The sequence below is a fragment of the Microbacterium sp. NPDC089696 genome, from assembly GCF_044749125.1.
GTDB lineage: Bacteria > Actinomycetota > Actinomycetes > Actinomycetales > Microbacteriaceae > Microbacterium.
Window position 1 is genome coordinate 95,489 of sequence record NZ_JBIVHF010000002.1, and the last position, 21,890, is coordinate 117,378.

Annotated in this window: 22 protein-coding genes; 9 read left to right on the forward strand and 13 right to left on the reverse strand. The window is 69.6% G+C overall.

The genetic code is table 11. The features are described 5' to 3' along the window. Positions 1–11: 11 nt before the first annotated feature. From ACIPY8_RS10790 to ACIPY8_RS10825, 8 genes are all read right to left on the reverse strand, one after another. Positions 12–1,127, reverse strand: coding sequence for an adenosine deaminase (locus ACIPY8_RS10790; RefSeq protein WP_400817896.1), 1,116 nt, complete (start codon positions 1,125–1,127; stop codon positions 12–14). Positions 1,128–1,178: 51 nt separating this feature from the next. Further along, positions 1,179–2,471, reverse strand: a complete 1,293-nt coding sequence (locus tag ACIPY8_RS10795) for a thymidine phosphorylase (protein WP_400817899.1) — start codon at positions 2,469–2,471, stop codon at positions 1,179–1,181. Beyond that, the gene (locus tag ACIPY8_RS10800; protein WP_226531693.1) at positions 2,468–2,866 is read right to left on the reverse strand and encodes a cytidine deaminase; all 399 of its coding nucleotides are present in this window, start codon (positions 2,864–2,866) and stop codon (positions 2,468–2,470) included. The genes ACIPY8_RS10795 and ACIPY8_RS10800 overlap by 4 nt, the downstream gene beginning before the upstream one ends. A 22-nt stretch (positions 2,867–2,888) precedes the next feature. After that, on the reverse strand, positions 2,889–4,163 hold the full coding sequence (locus tag ACIPY8_RS10805; RefSeq protein ID WP_400817901.1) for an ABC transporter permease: 1,275 nt from the start codon (positions 4,161–4,163) through the stop codon (positions 2,889–2,891). After that, a complete protein-coding gene (locus ACIPY8_RS10810) occupies positions 4,160–5,422 on the reverse strand; it encodes an ABC transporter permease (protein WP_400817903.1) in 1,263 nt (420 codons plus the stop codon). The genes ACIPY8_RS10805 and ACIPY8_RS10810 overlap by 4 nt, the downstream gene beginning before the upstream one ends. Beyond that, positions 5,419–6,933 (reverse strand): ABC transporter ATP-binding protein, encoded by a 1,515-nt coding sequence (locus tag ACIPY8_RS10815; protein WP_400817905.1) that lies wholly within the window; start codon positions 6,931–6,933, stop codon positions 5,419–5,421. The genes ACIPY8_RS10810 and ACIPY8_RS10815 overlap by 4 nt, the downstream gene beginning before the upstream one ends. Positions 6,934–7,036: 103 nt before the next feature. Further along, on the reverse strand, positions 7,037–8,119 hold the full coding sequence (locus ACIPY8_RS10820) for a BMP family protein (protein ID WP_400817907.1): 1,083 nt from the start codon (positions 8,117–8,119) through the stop codon (positions 7,037–7,039). Between the two features lie 148 nt (positions 8,120–8,267). Further along, the gene (locus ACIPY8_RS10825; RefSeq protein WP_400817908.1) at positions 8,268–9,383 is read right to left on the reverse strand and encodes a mannose-1-phosphate guanylyltransferase; all 1,116 of its coding nucleotides are present in this window, start codon (positions 9,381–9,383) and stop codon (positions 8,268–8,270) included. Between the two features lie 66 nt (positions 9,384–9,449). Between ACIPY8_RS10825 and ACIPY8_RS10830 the strand changes: the two genes are divergently transcribed. The 7 genes from ACIPY8_RS10830 to ACIPY8_RS10860 all read left to right on the forward strand — a co-directional run bounded on the left by ACIPY8_RS10830 (position 9,450) and on the right by ACIPY8_RS10860 (position 16,552). Then, positions 9,450–10,727 carry a CAP domain-containing protein gene (locus tag ACIPY8_RS10830; RefSeq protein WP_400817909.1) on the forward strand — a complete coding sequence of 426 codons (1,278 nt, stop codon included), beginning with the start codon at positions 9,450–9,452 and terminating at the stop codon, positions 10,725–10,727. A gap of 162 nt (positions 10,728–10,889) precedes the next feature. Further along, positions 10,890–11,330, forward strand: coding sequence for a succinate dehydrogenase, cytochrome b556 subunit (gene sdhC / locus ACIPY8_RS10835; protein ID WP_400817911.1), 441 nt, complete (start codon positions 10,890–10,892; stop codon positions 11,328–11,330). Continuing rightward, on the forward strand, positions 11,330–11,773 hold the full coding sequence (locus ACIPY8_RS10840) for a succinate dehydrogenase hydrophobic membrane anchor subunit (protein ID WP_400817913.1): 444 nt from the start codon (positions 11,330–11,332) through the stop codon (positions 11,771–11,773). The genes sdhC and ACIPY8_RS10840 overlap by 1 nt, the downstream gene beginning before the upstream one ends. 19 nt (positions 11,774–11,792) lie before the next feature. Then, positions 11,793–13,619: a succinate dehydrogenase flavoprotein subunit gene (gene sdhA, locus ACIPY8_RS10845; RefSeq protein ID WP_400817915.1), complete on the forward strand. Its 1,827-nt coding sequence runs from the start codon at positions 11,793–11,795 to the stop codon at positions 13,617–13,619. 2 nt (positions 13,620–13,621) lie between these two features. After that, on the forward strand, positions 13,622–14,389 hold the full coding sequence (locus ACIPY8_RS10850; RefSeq protein ID WP_400817917.1) for a succinate dehydrogenase iron-sulfur subunit: 768 nt from the start codon (positions 13,622–13,624) through the stop codon (positions 14,387–14,389). A 98-nt stretch (positions 14,390–14,487) separates the two neighbouring features. Further along, positions 14,488–15,702 carry a YihY/virulence factor BrkB family protein gene (locus ACIPY8_RS10855; protein WP_400817919.1) on the forward strand — a complete coding sequence of 405 codons (1,215 nt, stop codon included), beginning with the start codon at positions 14,488–14,490 and terminating at the stop codon, positions 15,700–15,702. 10 nt (positions 15,703–15,712) lie between these two features. Further along, the gene (locus ACIPY8_RS10860) at positions 15,713–16,552 is read left to right on the forward strand and encodes an exodeoxyribonuclease III (protein WP_400817921.1); all 840 of its coding nucleotides are present in this window, start codon (positions 15,713–15,715) and stop codon (positions 16,550–16,552) included. On the opposite strand, the gene ACIPY8_RS10865 is transcribed toward ACIPY8_RS10860, so the two are convergent. Genes ACIPY8_RS10865 through ACIPY8_RS10875 form a run of 3 tightly spaced genes read right to left on the reverse strand, consistent with a single transcriptional unit; the run spans position 16,540 to position 18,526 of the window. After that, positions 16,540–17,187, reverse strand: a complete 648-nt coding sequence (locus ACIPY8_RS10865; protein ID WP_400817923.1) for a DUF4166 domain-containing protein — start codon at positions 17,185–17,187, stop codon at positions 16,540–16,542. The two genes, ACIPY8_RS10860 and ACIPY8_RS10865, sit on opposite strands and share 13 nt — an antisense overlap. Next, positions 17,184–17,870, reverse strand: a complete 687-nt coding sequence (locus ACIPY8_RS10870) for a DUF4166 domain-containing protein (protein ID WP_400817925.1) — start codon at positions 17,868–17,870, stop codon at positions 17,184–17,186. Before ACIPY8_RS10870 ends, ACIPY8_RS10865 begins: the two co-directional genes overlap by 4 nt. Further along, the gene (locus ACIPY8_RS10875) at positions 17,867–18,526 is read right to left on the reverse strand and encodes an SRPBCC family protein (RefSeq protein WP_400817927.1); all 660 of its coding nucleotides are present in this window, start codon (positions 18,524–18,526) and stop codon (positions 17,867–17,869) included. The genes ACIPY8_RS10870 and ACIPY8_RS10875 overlap by 4 nt, the downstream gene beginning before the upstream one ends. Positions 18,527–18,590: 64 nt before the next feature. On the opposite strand from ACIPY8_RS10875, the gene trpS reads away from it, so the two are divergent. Further along, complete coding sequence (trpS, locus tag ACIPY8_RS10880; RefSeq protein WP_400817929.1) at positions 18,591–19,595, forward strand: tryptophan--tRNA ligase; 1,005 nt, start codon at positions 18,591–18,593, stop codon at positions 19,593–19,595. A gap of 21 nt (positions 19,596–19,616) precedes the next feature. Further along, a complete protein-coding gene (locus ACIPY8_RS10885) occupies positions 19,617–20,336 on the forward strand; it encodes a hypothetical protein (RefSeq protein ID WP_400817931.1) in 720 nt (239 codons plus the stop codon). A 10-nt stretch (positions 20,337–20,346) separates the two neighbouring features. On the opposite strand, the gene pth is transcribed toward ACIPY8_RS10885, so the two are convergent. Both pth and ACIPY8_RS10895 read right to left on the reverse strand, forming a co-directional pair. Then, positions 20,347–20,928 carry an aminoacyl-tRNA hydrolase gene (gene pth, locus ACIPY8_RS10890; RefSeq protein WP_400817933.1) on the reverse strand — a complete coding sequence of 194 codons (582 nt, stop codon included), beginning with the start codon at positions 20,926–20,928 and terminating at the stop codon, positions 20,347–20,349. 116 nt (positions 20,929–21,044) lie between these two features. Further along, positions 21,045–21,674 (reverse strand): 50S ribosomal protein L25/general stress protein Ctc, encoded by a 630-nt coding sequence (locus ACIPY8_RS10895; RefSeq protein WP_400817935.1) that lies wholly within the window; start codon positions 21,672–21,674, stop codon positions 21,045–21,047. Positions 21,675–21,890: the final 216 nt, after the last annotated feature.

Sequence of the window (21,890 nt, forward strand, 5' to 3'; positions counted from 1 at the left end):
GTCGTCCATGATCAGGCGTCGAAGCCCTCGGCGATCATCTCGACGAGCTCTTCCCGCTCCTCCACGGGGAGGAAGGCGGCGGACGCGGCGTTGAACTGGAAGGTCTCGAGGTCGTCGAGGTCGTACTCGAAGGCCTCGACGAGCAGCGCGAGCTCGCGCGTGAGGGACGTGGCGCTCATCGTGCGGTTGTCGACGTTGACCGTGACGGCGAAGCCGAGCTGGTACAGCAGATCGAACGGGTGGTCGGCCAGTGTGGTGCCCCAGGCCGAGATCGCGCCGGTCTGCAGGTTCGACGACGGCGACAGCTCGAGCGGGATCTCCCGGTCGCGCACCCAGCGTGCGAGGTCGCCGAACTGCACCTGGACCTCGTCGCCCTCCTGCGTGACGACCTGCAGGTCCTCGGCGATCCGCACGCCGTGCCCGAGACGCAGCGCGCGTCCGTCGACGAGGGCCGAGCGGATGGACGCGAGACCTGCCGCCTCACCCGCGTGCACCGTGACGGGGAAGAAGTTCCCGGCGAGGTAGTCGAACGCGGCTCGGTGGTCCGAGGGCGGGAAGCCGTCCTCGGGGCCGGCGATGTCGAACCCGACGGTTCCGCGTCCGCGGAAGTCCACAGCCAGCTCGGCGATCTCCTTCGCGCGGTCGTTGTGGCGCATCGCCGAGAGGAGCTGTCCGACGCGGATGCTGTGCCCGGCGCGGTCGGCGGCGTCCTCGCCCTCCTCGATGCCCTGCTGCACGGCTTCGACGACCTGCTCGAGCGAGAGGCCGCGCGTGAGGTGCTGCTCGGGCGCCCAGCGGACCTCCCCGTAGATCACGCCGTCCTTCGCGAGGTCCTGCACGAACTCGCGGGCGATGCGCGTGAGCCCCTCCTCGGTCTGCATGACGGCCGTGGTGAGGTCGAAGGTCTTGAGGTACTCCACGAGCGAGCCGGAGTCGCTCTTCTTCGCGAACCACTTCCCCAGCGCGCGCGGGTCGTCCGCCGGCACGTCCACACCGATCGCGTCGGCGAGCTCGATGATGGTGGCAGGCCGGACGGCGCCGTCGAGGTGGTCGTGCAGGGACACCTTCGGCAGGGCGCGCAGGGATGTTCCCTGGATGGTGACGTCGCCGTTCGCGTCGATCGACATGGGGTTCCTCTCGGTCGCAGATCCGCAGCTCTCAGGCTACCGGCCGTGCGCTCAGACCGTGATGCGCTCGCGCACGATCGGCCCCGTCTCGGGAGCCTGGTCGCCGATCTCCCACGACCCCTCCAGCGCGTCGAACGCGCGGGGGAACCGTGCCTCGTCGGCGGCCGAGAGCGTGAACAGCGGCTGACCGGCCACGACGCGGTCGCCGGGCTTGGCGTGGAGGTCGATGCCCGCCTCGAAGATCACGGGATCCTCGGCACGCGCGCGACCGGCGCCGAGCCGCCAGGCGGCGACGCCGAAGGGCAGGGCGTCCATGCGCGTCACGACGCCGTCGACCGGGGCGGTGACGACGTGCGTCTCGCGGGCGGTCGGGAGCGCGGCATCCGGGTCGCCGTCCTGCGCGCGGATCATGGCCTTCCAGCTGTCCATGGCGCGTCCGTCGTCGAGAGCCGCCTCGACGTCGGCGTCCGGCTGCCCGGCGAGCGCGAGCATCTCGCGGGCCAGGGCCACCGTCAGCTCGCGCACGTCGGACGGTCCGCCGCCGGCGAGGACCTCGACGGACTCGCGGACCTCGTTCGCGTTGCCGATCGCGAAGCCCAGCGGGACGTTCATGTCGGTGAGCAGCGCCGTGGTCGCGACGCCCGAATCGGTGCCGAGCGCGACCATCGTGCGGGCGAGCTCCCGGGCGCGCTCGATGTCCTGCATGAACGCGCCGGAGCCGAACTTCACGTCGAGCACCAGGGCGTCGGTGCCCTCAGCGATCTTCTTGGACATGATGCTCGAGGCGATCAGCGGGATCGCCTCGACCGTGCCCGTGACGTCGCGCAGCGCATAGAGCTTCTTGTCGGCGGGAGCGAGACCGGAGCCCGCGGCGCAGATGACCGCGCCCACGTCGCTCTGCATCTGCGCGAACATCTCCTCGTTGCTGAGCGCGGCGCGCCACCCGGGGATCGACTCGAGCTTGTCGAGCGTTCCGCCCGTGTGACCGAGGCCGCGTCCGGAGAGCTGCGGCACGGCGACGCCGAACACGGCGACGAGCGGTGCGAGCGGGAGGGTGATCTTGTCGCCGACGCCGCCGGTGGAATGCTTGTCGACGGTCTTCTTGCCGAGGCTCGCGAAGCTCATGCGCTCGCCCGTGGAGATCATCGCGTCGGTGAGCACGCGGATCTCGTCGCGCTGCATGCCGCGCTGGAACACCGCCATCGCGAACGACGCCATCTGCGCGTCCGACACGTAGCCGCGGGTGTACGCGTCCACCATCCAGCGCAGAGCAGGCTCGGAGACCGCTCCTCCGTCGCGCTTGGCGCGGATCACGTCGACCGCGTCGAAAGGCTCAACAGTCATCGGGCGTCCTCCAGGTCGCGCGGCCCGAACGCGTCGGGCAGCACTTCGTCGATCGTGCGGATGCCGGAGACGGTCTCCAGCAGCATCCCGGGCATCGCGTGCTCGAACAGCAGTTGACGGCAGCGGCCGCACGGCATGATCGTCTGCCCCTCGTTGTTGACGCACACGAACGCGACGAGCTGGCCGCCGCCCGACATGTGCAGGTCTCCGACGAGCGCGCACTCCGCGCAGAGCGTCACGCCGTAGGAGGCGTTCTCCACGTTGCACCCGGCCACGATGCGGCCGTCTCCGACGAGCGCTGCGGCACCCACCCGGTAGCGGGAATAGGGCGCGTACGCTTTCGTCATGGCGTCGGTCGCGACCTGACGCAGCTCGTCCCAGTCGATATCGGTCATGTCTTCTCGACTCCTCGGGGTGTCAGGACTTGATGTACGGCTTGCCGTCGGCGGCGGGCGCTCGGGACTTCCCGACCAGGCCGGCCACCGCGAAGATCGTCACCACATACGGGAGCATCAGCATGAACTGGCTCGGCACGGGCGATCCGATCACGCTGAGCACGCCCTGCAGGTTCGTCGCGAAACCGAAGAGCAGTGCGGCGAGAGTCGCCTTGATCGGATCCCACTTGCCGAAGATCACGGCCGCGAGGGCGATGAATCCGGCGCCCGCGGTCATCTCCGGGTTGAACCGTGGCACCGAGACGAGCGTGTAGAACGCACCTCCCATACCCGCGATCGCACCGGCGATCAGCACGTTCATGTAGCGCGTGCGCGCCACGTTGATGCCGACGGTGTCGGCCGCCTGCGGGTGCTCGCCGACGGCGCGCATGCGGAGGCCCCAGCGGGTGCGGTACATGCCGAACCAGACGATGAACACGACGATGTACATCAGGTACACGACGATGGTCTGCTTGAAGAGGATCGGTCCCAGGATCGGGATCTCGCTCAGCAGCGGGATCGGCAGCACCGGGAACGGCGTCACGGTGTTGAGCGTCTCCTGGTTCGGCGCGAGCACCTGGCGGAAGAGGAACGTCGTCACGCCGATCACGAGCACGTTGAGGACGACACCGACGATCACCTGGTCGACGTAGTAGGTGATCGCGAAGACGCCGAGGATGAGCGCGACGAGCACACCTGCGGCCATCGCGGCGATGAGACCCGCCCAGGGCGTACCGGTCGCCGAGCCGACGATCGCCGCGGTGAACGCCCCGGCGAGCAGCTGCGCCTCGATCGCGATGTTCACGACACCTGCGCGCTCTCCGATCACGCCGCCGAGCGCGCCGAAGATCAGCGGCGTCGCCAGCGCGAGGGCGCCGGCGAGCAGTCCGATCATCGGGAGGGTGCCCTTGCTGCCGGCGGCCGCCCATGCGAGGAAGCCGACGATCAGCACGACGGCGAAGACGGCCGTCATCCACAGCGGCACCGGGCGGCGGCGCGAGGCGAGCAGCCAGGCCCCCGCCGTGATGAGCGCGGCGACGACGACGGCGATCCACGCCGTCGCGGTCCCGGGGACGACGATGTTCGGGAGGGCGATCAGCTCCCCTCCGGCGGTGAGCCGGAAGGTCGCGTCGCCCGCGCGCGGCGCGAACAGGGGCAGGAGCGCCACCAGGACGGTGACGATCGTGAAGATGATCGGCGCCTTCCAGGAGACGACGGAGACGGTGCGGGGTTCTGCATCGAGGGTCTGGACGCTCATGCCGACACCTCCTTCTTCGCGGCGCGACGCTGTCGACGGGTCGCACGGCCGGGCTGCGGGAGTCCGAACATCGCACGGACCAGCGGCGGGGCCGCGATGAACAGGACGATCAGCGACTGCACGACGAGCACGATCTCGATCGGCACGCCCTGCGAGGCCTGCATGGTGAACCCGCCGGTCTTGAACGCGCCGAACAGGAGGCCCGCCCAGAGGATGCCGAGCGGACGCGACCGTCCGAGCAGCGCCACGGTGATGGCGTCGAAGCCGATTCCCGCGTCGATCCCGCCGCTGAAGCCCTTGGGCTCGGTGCCGAGCACCTGGCTGACCCCGGCGAGTCCGACGAGACCGCCGGCGATCAGCATCACCGTGAAGTACATGCGGCCGACGGAGATGCCCGCTGTGCGCGCCGCGGCGGGGTTCTCACCCACGGCACGGAAGCGGAAGCCGAGGCTCGAGCGCTCCAGCAGCCACCACGTGATGGCGACGGCGACGAGCGCGAAGAGGAATCCGAGGTGCAGCTTGTACATCGGACCGAGGATGGGAGGCAGGATCGCCGACTCGGCCATGGGCGCGGTCTTCGGGTTGCTGGACCCGGGAGCCTGCAGCAGGCCCTGCGTCGCCAGCATCCAGGCCAGCAGGTAGAACGCGATGTGGTTGAGCATGATCGTCACGATCACCTCGTGCGCGCCGGTGCGCGCCTTGAGCAGACCGGCGATCCCGGCCCAGATCGCGCCGGCCACGACGCCGGCCACGAGGGCGGCGATCATGTGCAGCGGGAACGGGAGGTCCCACGCGGTCGCGACGTAGCCCGCGGCCGCCGCGGCCATGAGCATCTGGCCCTGGCCGCCGATGTTGAACAGACCGGCGCGGAACGCGAGTCCGACGCCGAGGCCGGCCGCGATGAGCGGCGTCGCGAACTTCAGGGTCTCCGTGAGCGGGCGGATGCCGATCGCGAACGAGTCCGCGTTGAAGTTGTAGATCGATCCGCGGAAGAGCGCGGCGTAGGCGCCGCCGACCGCGCTGCCGATGGCGCTGAAGGTGTCGCCCGGCCTCTGGAAGAAGTACCCCGCTGCGGCCTGCACCGCCGGGTCGGTGAGCGCGATCATCAGCGAGCCGACGATCACGGCGGCGACCACGGCCAGCACCGAGACGAGCGCGTTGCCCTTCACGACCTGTGTGAAGGCGGCACGCCACTTCGAGGGCGCAGGCATCCCCGGCGTGGTCTGCACCGGGGAGTTCTGGGTCGGGGCGGAGGTCATGCGTGCGCTCCTTCGTTCGCGGCGCCGGCCATCATCAGTCCGAGGGTGTCCCTCGGGGTGTCGCCGGGCACGATGCCCACGATCTTGCCGCGGTACATCACGAGGATCCGGTCGGCCAGTGCCGCGACCTCGTCCAGCTCGGTGGAGATGACGATCACAGGGACGCCCGCGTCGCGCGTCTCGATGACGCGCTTGTGGATGAACTCGATGGATCCGACGTCGACCCCGCGGGTGGGCTGGGCCGCGACGAACAGCGACAGATCGCGGCTCAGCTCGCGGGCGAGCACCACCTTCTGCTGGTTGCCGCCGGACAGCCGGCCGGCCGCCTGGGCCGGACCCTGGGTGCGGATGTCGAACTCGGTGATCTTCTCGCGCGCGAAGTCGTCGCGCACGCGCATCTGCAGAGCGCCGTTCTTGACGAACGGGGCGCCGTTCGAGCGGTCGAGCATGAGGTTCTCGGCGATCGAGAACTCCTTGACCAGCCCGTCGACGCCGCGGTCCTCGGGGACGAACCCCACGCCCGCGTCGAGGATCTGCCGCACGCTGCGGCCGATCAGCTCCTGACCGTTGAGGCGGACGCTGCCCCTGACCTTGTCCTGGAGTCCCATGAGCGCCTCGGTGAGCTCGGTCTGGCCGTTGCCCTGCACGCCGGCGATCGCGAGCACCTCGCCCCCGCGCACCTCGAACGAGGCGTCGTCGACGAGCACGGTTCCGAACGCGTCCGTCACGGTGAGGTCTCGCACGACGAGCGCGTTGTCGTGCAGCACGGGGGCGTCCTTGTGGACGGTCAGCTCGACGGCGCGGCCGACCATGAGCGAGGCGAGCTCGGTGTTGGACGCCGTGGGCGACGCCTCGCCGACGACCTTGCCGAGCCGGATCACCGTGATGCGGTCGGCGACCTCGCGGACCTCACGGAGCTTGTGGGTGATGAAGACGATCGCGGTGCCCTGCGCCTTGAGCTGACGCATCGTCGCCATCAGCTCGTCGGTCTCCTGCGGGGTGAGCACGGCGGTCGGCTCGTCGAAGACGAGGATGCTGGCCTGGCGCGACAGCGCCTTGATGATCTCGACGCGCTGCTGCACGCCCACGGGGAGATCCTCGACGACCGCGTCGGGATCGACGTCGAACCCGAATCGGTCGGAGATCTCCCGGACCTGACGACGCGCCGCGGCGAGGTCCAGGCGTCCGCCGAAGCTCGTCTGCTCGTGACCGAGCATCACGTTCTCGGCGACCGTGAAGACGGGGACGAGCATGAAGTGCTGGTGCACCATGCCGATGCCGGCGTTCATCGCGTCGCCGGGGCCGGAGAAGTGCTGCACCACGTCGTCGATGAGGATCTCGCCCTCGTCGGCCTGGTAGAGGCCGTAGAGCACGTTCATCAGAGTGGACTTGCCCGCACCGTTCTCGCCCAGGAGGCAGTGGATCTCGCCGGGTTCGACGACCAGATCGATGTGATCGTTGGCCGTCAGTGCGCCGAACCTCTTCGTAATGTCGCGCAGCTCGAGCTTCATGTGTCGATCCTATTCATGACATCCGCCTCCGCCCAGGGATCGCCCGGGCAGAGACGACAGCGGGGAGGCCGCCGGGCGGCCTCCCCGCTGTGCTGTGGGTGTGTTACTCGCTCAGGTAGGACGTGACGGTGATCTTGCCGTCGATGATGTCCTGCTTGATCGTGTCGAGCTTGGAGACGAGCTCCGCGTCGACCTTGCTCTCGAAGTTGTGCAGCGGCGCGATGCCGACGCCCTCGTTGTCGAGCGTGCCGATGTACGGCTCGCCGCTGAAGTCGCCCTCGGCGCTGGACTTGACGGCCTCGTAGGTCGAGACGTCCATGGCCTTGAGGACAGAGGTGAGCACGAAGTCGGCCGTGGTCGGGTCGGTGTTGAACAGGTCGGCGTCGGCCCCGATCAGGGCGATGTCCTTGCCCGAGTCCTTGATGGCCTGGAGGCCGGACTGGTAGATCGGACCGCCGACCGGGAAGAGCACGTCGACGCCCTGGTCGATGATGTTCTGCGCGGTGGTCTTCGCCTCCTGGTTGGCCTCGAAGCCGCCCGTGAAGGAACCGGTCGTGCCGTCCCAGCCGACGACCTCGACGGCCGCGCTGTTCTCGGTGTTGAAGTAGTCGACGCCCTGCTTGAAGCCGTCCATGAAGATCGTGACGGTCGGGAACTCCATGCCGCCGTACGTGCCGACCTTGCCGGTCTGCGTGTAGCCGGCGGACAGGTAGCCGGCGAGGAACGCGGCCTCGGCCGTGTTGTACAGCAGCGGCTTCACGTTGTCGGGCTTCTCGTCGCCGCCCGCGTCGTCGATGAGGATGAAGTGGGTGTCGGGGTTGGCGTTGGCCGCGTCGACGGTCGCCTGCGACAGCGCGAAACCGACCGTGACGATCGTGTTGCAGCCCTCGGAGACCATGTTGTCGATGTTGGGGCCGTACTCGGTCTCGGCGTTCGACTCGGCCTGCTTGAAGTCGGCGCCGAGCTCGTCGGCCGCCTTCTTCGTGCCTTCGTACGAGAGCTGGTTGAACGACTTGTCGTCGAACCCGCCCGCGTCGGAGACGATGCACGCGGTGAAGTCGGATGCAGCCTCGCCGCCTCCGTTGCCGCCCGACTCGGTCGGAGCCTGGCCGCAGCCGGCGAGTGCGAAGACGACGCCAGCGGCGATGGTGGCGCCGAGCAGCTTCTTGGTGGTGGAGATGGTCAACTCATGCCTCCCTCAACGAACCCGCGGCCCTCGCGGATCGATCAAAGTTACCTACTGTTTCGACTTTCGCGCATGCCGGAGGGCACGGCTTCAGTGAATGGTTACGAACCTGAAATCAAGCCAGCGGATGAGCATCCGCCCGTGCGCATCAGAGCACGTCGCCCCGACCGGTGAGTTTGAGCGACTCGACGACTCCCTTGACGCGCTGGGCGTTCTCGACGGTCGTGACGAGCAGCGCGTCCGGGGTGTCGACGACGACGATGTCCTGCACGCCGACGAGACTGATCACGCGGGAGGTCTGGCTCACGAGGATGCCGCTCGCCGCATCCGTCAGCACACGGGCCTTCGGGCCCAGCACGGCCAGGTCACCCTTGCGACCGTTCGTGATGAGCTTGGTGAGCGAGGCGAAGTCGCCGACGTCGTCCCAGTCGAAGTGGCCGGGGACGACCGCGAGGCGTCCGCGGGTCGCGGCGGGCTCGGCGACGGCGTAGTCGATCGCGATCTTCTTCAGCCCCGGCCAGATGCGGTCGACGGCCGGTCCCCGCCGATCGCGGTCGTCCCAGGCCTCGGCGAGCTCGACGAGCCCGGCGTGCAGCTCCGGCTCGTTCGCGGCGAGCTCGTCCAGCAGGACGCTCGCCTTCGCGATGAACATGCCCGCGTTCCACAGGTAGTCGCGGCTCGCGAAGTACGCCTTGGCCGTCTCGAGGTCGGGCTTCTCGACGAAGCTCTCGACGAGCGCGGCCTCGCGCGCCCGATCGACCACCAGCTCGGGACCTCTCTTGATGTAGCCGAAGCCGACGGCCGGTTCGGTGGGCGAGATGCCGATCGTGCAGATGTACCCCTCGCGGGCGACCTCGACCGCGTCGCGCACCGCGAACTCGAACACTCGCGTGCCGCGGATCACGTGGTCGGCGCTGAAGGAGCCGATGATGACGTCGGGGTCGCGGCGGTGCAGGATCGCGGCGGCGAGGCCGATCGCGGCCGCCGACTCGCGCGGCTCCGACTCGAGGAACACGTTGAGATCGGCGATCCCGGGGAGCTCCGCCTCGACCGCGGCCCGATGCGCGCGCCCCGTCACGACGGCGATCCGGTCGGCGCCGGCGAGAGGTTCGAGCCGGTCCCAGGTGTCGCGGAGCAGCGAGTGGCCGGACCCGGTGAGATCGTGGAGGAACTTCGGCGCATCCGCGCGCGAGAGCGGCCAGAGACGACTGCCGATGCCTCCGGCGGGGATGACGGCGTAGAAGTCGGGGATCGGCTGACTCATGGAGCCAGCGTAACCGTGGGCGCGGGAATTCCGCGGGACGACGCCTGCGCCCACTATGGTTCTGCCATGAACCCCACCCCCGGTCGGCGTCTTCCCCAGCGCCGACGAATCACCCTCGCCCTCGCCCTCAGCCTCGTCATCGCCCTCACCGCCGCCGCCTCCGTCGTCCCCGCGACCACGGCGACCGCCGCGAGCGGCCCCGCAGGAGACGTGTTCTCGCTCACCAACGCCCAGCGCACGCAGGCGGGTCTGCGTCCCCTCGTGTCGGACCCGGCGCTCGACGCCGCCGCCGCCGAGTGGGCGCGGCAGCTCGCGGCGTCCTGCACGTTCGAACACAGCACCGCCTCCTGGCGCAGCGCCCGCATCGCGTCCTCCGGCTGGATCGCCAGCGGTGAGAACATCGCCGCCGGACAGCCCGACGCGAACGCCGTCGTCGTCGCGTGGATGAACTCCGCCGGCCACAAGGCGAACATCCTCGACAGCCGCTACACCGGAATGGGCGTCGGATACGCCACCGGCACGTGCTATCGCACGTACTGGGTCCAGGTCTTCGGGATCGGCTCCCCCGTGCGTCAGCTCCCCGGCGGCGCGGGCGACCTCACCGGCGACCGGAAGGGCGACGTCGTCGCACGGACGTCCGCGGGCGCCCTCACGATCTACCCGGGCACGGGCACCGGCGGGTTCGGCACCGCGCTCACGCCCGCACCGTACTGGGGCGACCGCCCCTTCACGACGCTCGGAGACTTCACGGGAGACGGCAACGCCGACCTCGCGCGCGTCGAGACCGACGGGCGTCTCATGCTCCACTCGGGAGACTCCCGCGGCGGCCTCCTCCCCGCCGTGCAGATCGGGAGCGGCTGGGGCGGATTCGCCCAGCTGATCGGCGGCATCGACTTCACGGGCGATCGGCTGCCGGACGTGATCGCCCGCACCGCCACGGGCGACCTCTACGTCTACGCGGGCAACGGCCGCGGCGGCTGGCTCACCGGCAGCGGTGTGAAGATCGGCAACGGCTGGAACATCCTGAACTCCATCTCGTACGCGGGCGACTTCAACGGCGACTCGCGCGGCGATCTGATCGCGAGGGCCGTCTCGGACGGCGCCCTGTGGCTGTACCCCACCACGGGGGCGGGCACCTGGGGGACGCCGGTGCGGATCGGCGTCGGCTGGGGATCGCTCACCTCGATCCACGGTGCCGGCGACTTCGACGGCGACGGCGCCCCCGACGTGATCGGCCGGACGGCCGGCGGCGACCTGATCCTCTATCCCGGCAACGGTCGCGGCGGGTTCCTCTCCGCGAGGCTGATCGGCACCGGCTGGAACGGGATGGCGCAGATCGGCTGAGCTCCCGTCGAGAGGCCTGCGGGCACTTAGGGTCCCCTTCGTCGCCCGCAGGCTTCTCACAGGAATAGGATGGACGTCGATCGGGCATGCCTGACCTCGACAGGGTCACCTGTACGGGCGCAGTGCACGCGACCGAGTCACATCGATCCAGGGAGGACGACCGTGTCCACAAGCGCTCGCTTGACACCGTCGATTTCGGAAACCACGTCGAAGACACCCCGCGGCACCCTCTACCGGGGTCGCGAAGGCATGTGGTCGTGGGTGCTTCACCGCATCACCGGAGTCGCCATCTTCTTCTTCCTGTTGGTGCACGTGCTCGACACGGCGCTCATCAGGGTGTCCCCCGAGGCGTACAACGCCGTCATCGGCACCTACAAGAACCCGATCATGGCCCTCGGCGAGGTCGTGCTGGTCGCCGGGATCGTGTTCCACGCCATGAACGGTCTGCGCATCATCGCGGTCGACTTCTGGTCGAAGGGCGCGAAGTACCAGCGCCAGCTCTTCTGGGGTGTCCTGCTCGTCTGGGGCATCATCATGGCCGGCTTCGTCCCGCGCCACCTGATGCTCGCGTTCGCCGGCTTCGGCACCGGAGGAGGACACTGATGACCGCTCAGACCGTCGCCGCCCCCGTGCGCACGCGCCGCGGAGTCAACCTCGAGAAGTGGGGCTGGCTCTTCATGCGCGGCTCCGGCGTGCTGCTCGTGATCCTCATCTTCGGGCACCTCTTCATCAACCTCATGGTCGGCGAGGGCATCCACGCCCTCGACTTCGCCTTCATCGCCGGCAAGTTCGCGACGCCGTTCTGGCAGTGGTGGGACGTCATCATGCTGTGGCTCGCGCTGATCCACGGCGCGAACGGCATGCGCACGATCGTCAACGACTACGTCACGAACACCACCGCGCGCAAGGCGCTCGTCTGGGCGCTCGGCCTCGCCGCGGCTCTGCTCATCCTCCTCGGCACGCTCGTCGTCTTCACGTTCGACCCGTGCCTCGGAGTGACCGAGTCGAGCACGCTGTGGGAACAGTGCCAGACGCTGGGCAAGTAGAAGAGAAGGCAAACGAGAAGTGACTACCGAGACCCAGGACTCCTTCGTGCGCGACGGCGTGCACTACCACCAGTTCGACATCGTCATCGTGGGAGCCGGCGGTGCAGGCATGCGCGCGGCGATCGAGGCGGGACCCGGCGCCAAGACCGCCGTCATCTCGAAGCTCTACCCGACGCGCTCGCACACCGGTGCGGCGCAGGGCGGCATGGCCGCAGCCCTCGCGAACGTCGAGGAGGACAGCTGGGAGTGGCACACCTTCGACACCGTCAAGGGCGGTGACTACCTCGTCGACCAGGATGCGGCGGAGATCCTCGCGAAGGAGGCCATCGACGCGGTCATCGACCTCGAGAACATGGGCCTCCCCTTCAACCGGACGCCCGAGGGGAAGATCGACCAGCGCCGGTTCGGCGGCCACACGGCCGAGCACGGCAAGACGCCGGTGCGCCGCGCCTGCTACGCCGCGGACCGCACGGGCCACATGATCCTGCAGACGCTGTTCCAGAACTGCGTCAAGCTCGGCATCAACTTCTTCAACGAGTTCTACGTGCTCGACCTCATCACGGTGAAGGATGCCGCGGGCAAGACCCAGATCGCGGGCGTCGTGGCGTACGACCTCTCGACCGGCGAGCTGCACGTCTTCCAGTCCAAGGCCGTGATCTTCGCGACCGGCGGCTTCGGCAAGATCTTCAAGACCACCTCGAACGCGCACACGCTCACGGGCGACGGCGTCGGCATCGTGTGGCGCAAGGGACTTCCCCTCGAGGACCTCGAGTTCTTCCAGTTCCACCCGACCGGCCTCGCCGGCCTCGGCATCCTGCTCACCGAGGGGGCGCGCGGTGAGGGCGCGATCCTCCGCAACGCCTCGGGCGAGCGGTTCATGGAGCGCTACGCCCCGACCATCAAGGACCTCGCCCCGCGTGACATCGTCGCACGCTGCATGGTCCAGGAGGTCGCGGAGGGCCGCGGCGCCGGCCCGCACAAGGACTACGTGCTGCTCGACTGCACGCACCTGGGCGCCGAGGTCCTCGAGACCAAGCTCCCGGACATCACGGAGTTCGCGCGCACGTACCTCGGCGTCGACCCCGTGGTCGAGCCGGTTCCCGTGATGCCGACGGCGCACTACGCGATGGGCGGCATCCCCACGAACAACGCCGGCGAGGTCCTCGCCGACAACGACACCGTCGTGCCCGGTCTCTACGCGGCCGGCGAGTGCGCCTGCGTGTCGGTGCACGGCGCCAACCGCCTCGGCACCAACTCACTGCTCGACATCAACGTGTTCGGCAAGCGCTCGGGTCGCAACGCGGTCGAGTACGTCAAGACGGCCGAGTTCGTGCCGCTGCCCGAGAACCCCGCGGCGTTCGTCTCCGACATGCTCGAGGGCCTGCGCAACAACCAGGGCACCGAGCGCATCGCCGTGCTGCGCAAGACGCTGCAGGACGAGATGGACAAGGGCGCGCAGGTGTTCCGCACGCACGAGTCGCTCCAGCACGTGCTGGGCGTGATCGCCGAGCTGCGCGAGCGCTACAAGAACGTGCACGTCGACGACAAGGGCCACCGGTTCAACACCGACCTGCTCGAGGCCGTCGAGCTGGGCTTCCTCCTCGACATCGCCGAGGTCGTCGTCTACGCCGCGCAGAACCGCGAGGAGAGCCGCGGCGGTCACATGCGCGACGACTTCCCGAAGCGCGACGACGAGAACTACATGCAGCACACCATGGCGTACCTGACGGGCGACCCGCACTCCTCCGACCCGAGCGACCACATCAGGCTCGACTGGAAGCCTGTCGTCTTCACCAAGAACGAGCAGGGCGAGTTGAACTACCCGCCGATGGAGAGGAAGTACTGAGAATGTCGAACGCACTCGCCGAGGCCCCCGCGGAGGTCACGGAGGACACCGGCATCCAGTCCTTCATCGTCACGTTCAACATCCGCCGGTTCGACCCCGAGGTCGACGCGGAGCCGCACTGGGTCGACTACGACGTGGAGCTGTACTCCACCGACCGCGTGCTCGACGCGCTCCACAAGATCAAGTGGGAGGTCGACGGCTCGCTCACGTTCCGCCGCTCCTGCGCCCACGGCATCTGCGGCTCCGACGCCATGCGCATCAACGGGCGCAACCGCCTGGCCTGCAAGACGCTGATCAAGGACCTCGACATCTCGAAGCCGATCTACGTCGAGGCGATCAAGGGCCTCCCGCTGGAGAAGGACCTCGTCGTCGACATGGAGCCGTTCTTCGCGTCGTACCGCGAGGTGCAGCCGTTCCTCGTCGCGAACTCCGTGCCCGAGAAGAACAAGGAGCGCACGCAGTCGATCGCCGACCGCGAGATCTTCGACGACACCACCAAGTGCATCCTCTGCGCCGCGTGCACCTCGTCGTGCCCCGTGTTCTGGACCGACGGCCAGTACTTCGGCCCCGCGGCGATCGTGAACGCGCACCGCTTCATCTTCGACTCGCGCGACGACAACGCCGCCGTGCGTCTCGACATCCTCAACGACAAGGAGGGCGTGTGGCGCTGCCGCACGACCTTCAACTGCTCCGAGGCGTGCCCCCGCGGCATCGAGGTCACCAAGGCCATCGCCGAGGTCAAGCAGGCCGTGCTGCGCGGCCGTCCCTGACGACCTCGCACGGCGCGAGAAGGCGGTCTCCCACCCGGGAGGCCGCCTTCTCCGTCTCCGCGCCCGCTCGGGGCGTGGCGCGCCGATAGGGTGGGGACGTGCCGGACCCCGATCGTGCAGCTGCCGAGCCCGAATCCGGGCGCATCGACGCCGCGGTCGAGCGTGCGACCTCGCTGACACGGAAGACCCTGGCCCTCTTCCCCGTGCGGGTGTGGCGGCACTTCCTGCAGCACAACGGCTTCCTCCTCGCCGCCGGCGTGAGCTACCAGGCGCTGTTCGCGATCTTCGCGGCCATCTATCTGGCGTTCGCGGTCGCCGGCCTCTGGCTCGGGGCCAGCGAGGAGGCCGTCGATGCGCTGATCGTCGTGATCAACAGCTACATCCCGAACCTCATCCGCCCGGAGGGCGGGCTGTTCACCCCCGACCAGGTGCAGGAGATCGCCGCCAGCACCACCGGGGTCCTCAGCGTCACCGGCCTCATCGCGCTCGGCACCGTGATCTGGACGGCCATCGGGTGGGTGACGTTCTCCCGACGTGCCACGCGCGACATCTTCGGTCTCCCGCCGGACCTGCGCAACTACCTCCTGCTCAAGGCCCGCGATCTCCTCGCCGCGCTGATCTTCGGGGTCGCCCTCCTCGCGGGATCGCTCCTGAGCTCGGCGAGCGCGGCTGCGCTGAGCTGGTTCCTCGGACTGGTCGGCTGGGACACGTGGTCGGTCGGGCCGACCCTCGGCATCCGTCTGGCCACGGTCGTCGTGTCGTTCGCGCTCCTGTCGGGCGCGCTGGCCGCGATGGTGCGGTTCCTCACCGGCACGTCGCTGGCATGGCGGACGATCTGGCCCGGAGCGCTGCTCGGCGGCGGCGCCATGACCGTCCTCCAGTACGGCGCGGGCTTCCTCTTGAGCTACACGCCGAGCAACCCGCTGCTCGCCACGTTCGCGATCTTCATCGGCCTGCTGCTGTGGTTCCGCGTGAACGGCGTGGTGATGCTGGTGGCGTCGTCGTGGATCGCGGTGTCGGCGCGCGACCGCGATCTGCCCCTCACGCACCGCTCGGATGCGCAGCGGCGGGCCGACGAGCACCGCACGCTCGTCGCGGCCGCGCAGATCCGGCTGGATGCGGCTCGGGCGGCGCGCGCGGACGCCCCGTGGTACCGGACGTGGGCGGCGGCGCACGCCGTGCGGGAGGCGGAGTCCGATCTCGCCGACCTCGAGGCCTCCGCACCGCCGCTGCCGGAGCCGGTGCCGTCGTTCCTCCAGCGTCTGCGCGCCGAGCGTGATGGCTCGTCCGACGATGTCGGCGGCCCTCGTTAGGCTTGATCCCATGCCTCATCTGCGTATCGCCTCGGTCAATGTCAACGGGATCCGGGCGGCGGCCCGCAACGGGATGAGCTCCTGGCTCGACGCCGCCGACGTCGACATCCTGACTCTCCAGGAGGTCCGCGGACAGGACGAGCACCTCGAGGCCGCGCTCCCCGGATGGACCTTCGTGCACGACGAGGCGACCGCGAAGGGCCGCGCCGGCGTCGCGATCGCCAGTCGCACCCCCGCGCTCGCCTCGCGCACGGAGTTCGGCCCCGACGACTTCGACTCGAAGGGCCGCTGGATCGAGGCCGACTTCCTCATCGGCGACCGCCCGCTCACAGTCGTGAGCGCGTACGTCCACTCCGGCGAGGCCGACACGCCCAAGCAGGAGGAGAAGTGGAAGTTCCTCGACGCCTTCGGCACGCGTCTGGCCGAACTCGGGACGGATGACGCTCTGGCGCTCGTGACGGGCGACCTGAACGTGGGCCACCGCGAGCTCGACATCAAGAACTGGCGCGGCAACCGCAAGAAGGCCGGCTTCCTCCCCCGGGAGCGCGCGTACTTCGACCGCTTCCTCGGTGCGGCCGGCGAGATCGTGCAGGGCGTCGACGGGTCGACCGGCACCGGTCTCGGCTGGGTCGACGTGGGCCGCCGCTTCCACGGCGAGGTCGACGGCCCGTACACGTGGTGGTCGATGCGCGGCCAGGCCTTCGACAACGACTCGGGGTGGCGGATCGACTACCACCTCGCGACCCCGGCCCTCGCAGAGCGCGTGACGACGTACCACGTGGCCCGCGCCGAGGCCTACGATCAGCGCTGGAGCGACCACGCGCCCGTGGTCGTCGACTACACCTTCTGAACGGCGTCGTCCGCACCGAGGGAGACCGTCCGATACCAGCCGCGGTACTCGAGAACGGTGCCGGCGAGCGGGTTGCGGGCGCGCATCCGGATGGTCCGCCTCTGCTCCACGGCATCCCATCCGTCCTCGACCCGGACGTCGAGCCGCAGGAGGCCCCGGAGGGCGATCCGCCGCCCGGCGACGCGCACGGCCGCGCGCTCGCTGACCATCCGGAGGGCGCCGTGCTCGGCGACCTCGCAGCGGAGGATCAGCTCGATCCGCCCGGCCCGGCCCAGGACGTCGCGCACCAGTCCGGGGTGCGTGCTCGCGACGAGTCGGTCGGCGATGAGCTGGGCGTCGCCGCGGAACCCGAACTCCCGCACCGTGTCGAGCGCTGCTCGCCCGCGCTCGTCCCGCCGCGTCGCCGTCACGAGCACGAACGGGACGTCGCGCTCGTAGCGGCTCACCAGAGCGTCCCGACCGACGATCGGTACGCCGAGCAGGTTCAGACGTCGGAAGCGGCTCCCGGCGAGCGTGAACACGCCGCGTGCCTCCTGACGCTCCCCCGACGAGGACATCTGTGCGCGGAGCATCGGGTGCAGGCGGGACGCCTCCGCACCGAGGGCCTCCAGGAGGACTCCGCCGCTGACCGTCACTCCCGCGGCTCCTCGCGGTAGGGCTTGGCGGTGGCCGGCGCGTCCTCGCCCGGCACGAACTCGCCGGAGAACGTGCCTCGGTAGCCGAACAGGAACCCCAGGATGTCGTTGCGCACCTCGAGATCGATCACGTAGCAGTCGCGCTCGTCGTCGTAGTGCTCCGTCAGGTGCGCCCGACCGCTGAACAGCATCGGGAAGCGGAAGGCCACCGGCCCCTCGTAGAAGCGCTGCTCCCCGGACGTCAGCCGGAGACCGCCCTCGTCGGTCACGGCGAGATCCAGGTCGACGGCGAGATGCTGATGCGTGCCGAGGTAGTCGACGATCCGCCCGCGGGACTCGCTGAAGATCATCGTCGCGTCGAAGCGTCGTCGACGCGCGTGTCGGATCTGCATCGTGCGGACGAACGTCACCGTCTCCCGCCCCAGACCGTCCGTGTAGGCGTAGTTGTCGATCTGGAAGGGGATGTCCCGTCCCCGGTCCGGGAACATGATGTTGCGCATGGTGCCGATCCCCAGGAACGGCAGCGTCCACCAGGGACCGCGGCGGACCTCGCTCATGACACCGCGTCCTACGCATCCGTAGCCGGCGGCCACGCCGACGCCGAAGCGCTCCTGCATGCGCGGGTGCAGCCGGTCGAAATCGGCGCCCAGCGCGCGCCGGAACACGCCGCTGTCGACGGTCATCGGTCCAGCTCCGCGAGGGAGGGCGGGGCGTTCTGCATGATGGTGAGGTCTCCGGGACGAGGCGGACGGGACAGACAGCGCCGCGCATGGGCGCGAGGACGACGTCCGGGGCGCAGGGAGCGCCACCAGCCGGTCTGCTCGGGAGGGATCCCCTCCTCGGCCCAGAGACGGAGCCGGTCGAAGCTCCAGGCCGTGAGCCACCACACGAAGCGTCGCGTGACGAGAGGATCGAGGACCCGTCCCAGCGGGCCCCAGCCGGGGGCGTAGTCGTACCCCGTGAGGAAGCGGACGCCGTCGTCGGTCGGGATGTACCGCCAGTACCCGCGCCCGGCACCCAGGGGCGAGAGCCGGTCCGTCGTGTCGAACAGGAGTGCCGAGGTGCGCTCGCCCGCCCTGCCCCGCCGTTCGCCGCGGGACACCCCGCTGCCGCGGATCGTGTGGACGCCGAGGTCGAGCTCGTAGGCGAACTCCTGCGCGCCGTCCTCGCGGACCGCGGTGGGGCGGATGGTGGTGAAACGTCCGTCCCAGCGCACGTGCGCGCTCGGCTCCTGGGTCAGCTCCCACACGCGCTCCATCGGCGCACGGATGACGATCTCGACGTAGAGGGCGGCGTCCCGCCGGGCTCCGGGGCGGGACGCACGGCGTGCAGAGGTCATGCGCCCCAGCCTAGACAGGCCCGGCGCACCGCCCGACCCGGCGCGTCGGCCTAGGATTGATACCGTGACCAAGCCTCGCCTCTACTCCGGAATGCAGCCCTCCGCCGACTCCCTCCAGATCGGCAACTACATCGGCGCGCTCCTGCAGTGGCGGGACCTGCAGAACTCCTACGACGCGTATTTCTCCGTCGTCGACCTGCACGCGCTCACGGTCGCCCAGGATCCGGCCGAGCTCCGCGAGAAGACCCGCCGCACGGCCGCCCAGTACATCGCCGCGGGCATCGAGCCCTCGCAGTCCACCCTGTACGTGCAGTCGCACGTCCGGGCACACGCCGAACTCGCGTGGATCCTCTCCACGATCACCGGGTTCGGCGAAGCCGGCCGCATGACGCAGTTCAAGGACAAGTCGGCCCGCTACGGCGCCGATGCCACCAGCGTCGGCCTGTTCACGTACCCGGTGCTGATGGCGGCGGACATCCTGCTGTACCAGACCGACGTCGTCCCGGTCGGCGACGACCAGAAGCAGCACGTCGAGCTGACGCGCGACCTCGCCGAGCGGTTCAACTCCCGGTTCGGGGAGACCTTCGTGGTGCCGCGTCCGGTGATCCAGAAGGACACGGCGCGCATCTACGACCTGCAGAACCCGACGTCGAAGATGTCCAAGTCGGCGGAGAGCGATGCGGGCGTGCTGTGGATGCTCGACGATCCCGCCAAGTCCGCGAAGAAGATCATGCGGGCGGTGACCGACAACGAGGGGGCCGTGCGCTTCGACCGCGAGAACAAGCCCGGCGTCTCGAACCTGCTCACGATCTATGCGGCGCTGAGCGGCCGTCAGGTCCCGGCCATCGAGGACGAGTACGCGGGCCGCGGGTACGGCGACTTCAAGAAGGGCCTGGCCGAGGTCGTCGTGAACGAGTTCGAGCCCGTGCGCGCCCGGGCACTGGAGCTGCTCGACGATCCCGCCGAGCTCGACCGCATCCTGGCCGCGAACGCGGCACGCGCGGATGCCGTCGCCGACGCCACCCTCGGCGCCGTGTACGAGCGGGTCGGTCTGCTGCGGCGCGTCTGACCTGCGCCCTAGGATGGGGGCGTGAGCGATCAGCAGTTGCCCCCATCCGGTGCCGTCCCGCCCGTTCCTCCGGTGCCCGCATCGGAGGCGCCGGCGTCCCCGACTCCGCCTCCGTACAGCGCTCCCCCGGCGTACTCCGCGCCCCCGACCTACTCCGCTCCGCCGGCACCCCCGGCCACAGGCGCGACGCCTCCCGTTCCTCCGGCGTACGCGCCCGGCCCGTCGCCGCAGCCCGGCGCCTCGGCCTTCCCGAACGCGGGTTCGCCGGCACCCCAGACCGCGCCTCCCGGTGCCTATCAGGTCCCGGTGGGCGGCTACGCCCAGACCGTCGGCGCCTATCAGGTGCCGGAGGCCCCGACCAGGAAGTCGGGCTCTCTCGGCATCCTCGCGCTGGTGCTGGCGATCGTCGCCGCGGTGGTGGCGCCGATCGTCGCGGGGATCGCCGGGTTCGAGATCGGCGTCCGGATCCCTTCCGGGATCGACACGAACGACCCGGAGTTCCTGGCGACGCTCTCGCCCGCCCGGGATCAGGTGCTGTGGGCGGAGATCACCTTCTGGGTCGGGACGGTGCTCGGCATCGCGGCGATCGTGTTCGGGATCATCGCCATCGTGCGCAGGAAGGGCCGCGGTCAGGGCATCGCCGCGCTGGTCGTGGCGGTCGTCGGGCCCGTGATCTTCTGGGTGGTGCTCGTGGTCGCGATCGCGATCGGCACGGCGTCGGGCTTCCTCCCCGCCGGCTGAGCACGCCCGCTCAGCGCGGCGCGTGGTGCTTCTGCTGCGCCGCGAGGAGCCCCTCGGCGACGAGCAGCTCGACGGCGTCCGCCGCGTCCGAGACGAGGATCGGCAGGTTCGCCCGCTCGTCCTTGCCGAACGGCGAAAGCACCCAGTCGGCGGGGTCCTGACGGCCGACGGGTCGTCCGATGCCCACGCGCACGCGGGGGAAGTCCGGGGTCGTGATCGCGCGGGCGATGTCGCGCACGCCGTTGTGGCCGCCGTGCCCGCCGCCCGTCTTGAGCTTCACCGTGTCGAAGGGGATGTCCAGCTCGTCGTGCACGACGATGATCCGCTCGGCGGGTACCGAGTAGAACCGCGCGAGGGCGGCGACCGGCGTGCCTGACACGTTCATGAACGTGTTGGGCTTGGCGAGCACGAGCTTGTCGCCACCGGGGCGCAGCCAGGTCTCGACGACCCGTGCGCCACCCTTGTGCTCACGGAACGACTCGCCGCGGCGGGCGGCCAGCTCGTCGACCACCATCTGGCCGATGTTGTGCCGCGTGGTCTCGTAGCGCGGGCCGGGATTGCCCAGTCCCACCACCAGCCAGGTGGATGCCATGTCCTCGTCCTCTCGGGTGCCGGGACGCGGGTCCCGGGTCAGGATATGACAGAGGGGGCGCGATGTGCTCGCGCCCCCTCTGTGAAGCAGTCAGCTGTGCGCTGCGCCGACGGAGATCACTCCGCGGCGTCCTCCTGCGCGGCCTCGGCCTCGGTCTCGCCCTCGGCGGGCTCCTCGGTCTCGGCGTCGGCGTCGCTCTCGAGGTCGAGGACCGGCACGGAGACGGCGACCACGAGGACCTCGGGGTCGGTCAGCAGCGTCGCGCCCTTGGGCAGCGTGACGTCGGCAGCGGTGATCTGCGCACCCTCCTCGAGACCCTCCACCGAGACCTCGACGTTCTGCGGGATGTGCGTGGCCTCGACCTCGAGCGACAGCGTGGTCGCGTCGAGGTTGGCGATCGTGCCGGCGAAGGGCTCGCCCGTGACGACGACGGGAACGTCGATCGTGACCTTCTCGCCCTTCTTCACGACGAGGAGGTCGATGTGCTCGATGATCTGGTGCACCGGGTCCTTCTGGACGTCCTTGACCAGCGCGAGCTGCTCCTTGCCGGCGATGTCGAGCTCGAGCAGCGCGTTGGCGCGACGGATGATGAGCGAGACCTGGTGGCCGGGCAGTGCGACGTGCACGGGCTCGGTGCCGTGGCCGTAGATGACGGCGGGGATCTTGCCGGCGGCGCGGAGGCGGCGGGCGAAGCCCTTGCCGAAGCTCTCGCGGAGCTCGGCGACGACCTTGGTGTCTTCAGACATGGTTTCTCCTTCGGGCACGCAGCGAGGCTGCGCGGTGGTCTGGGTTTCGGACTCGAACGCAGACGCGTGAGGAAAGCCACCGGGCTCGCTTCGCCGCGTCGATAACGGATCTCTGCGCACGCGCAGAAGCATCCCTCGCCGAGGTACTCCCCTCATGGTATCAAACCACCCGGTAGGCTGAGGACACCGTTCCCTCCCACAGAACACGGAGTCCCC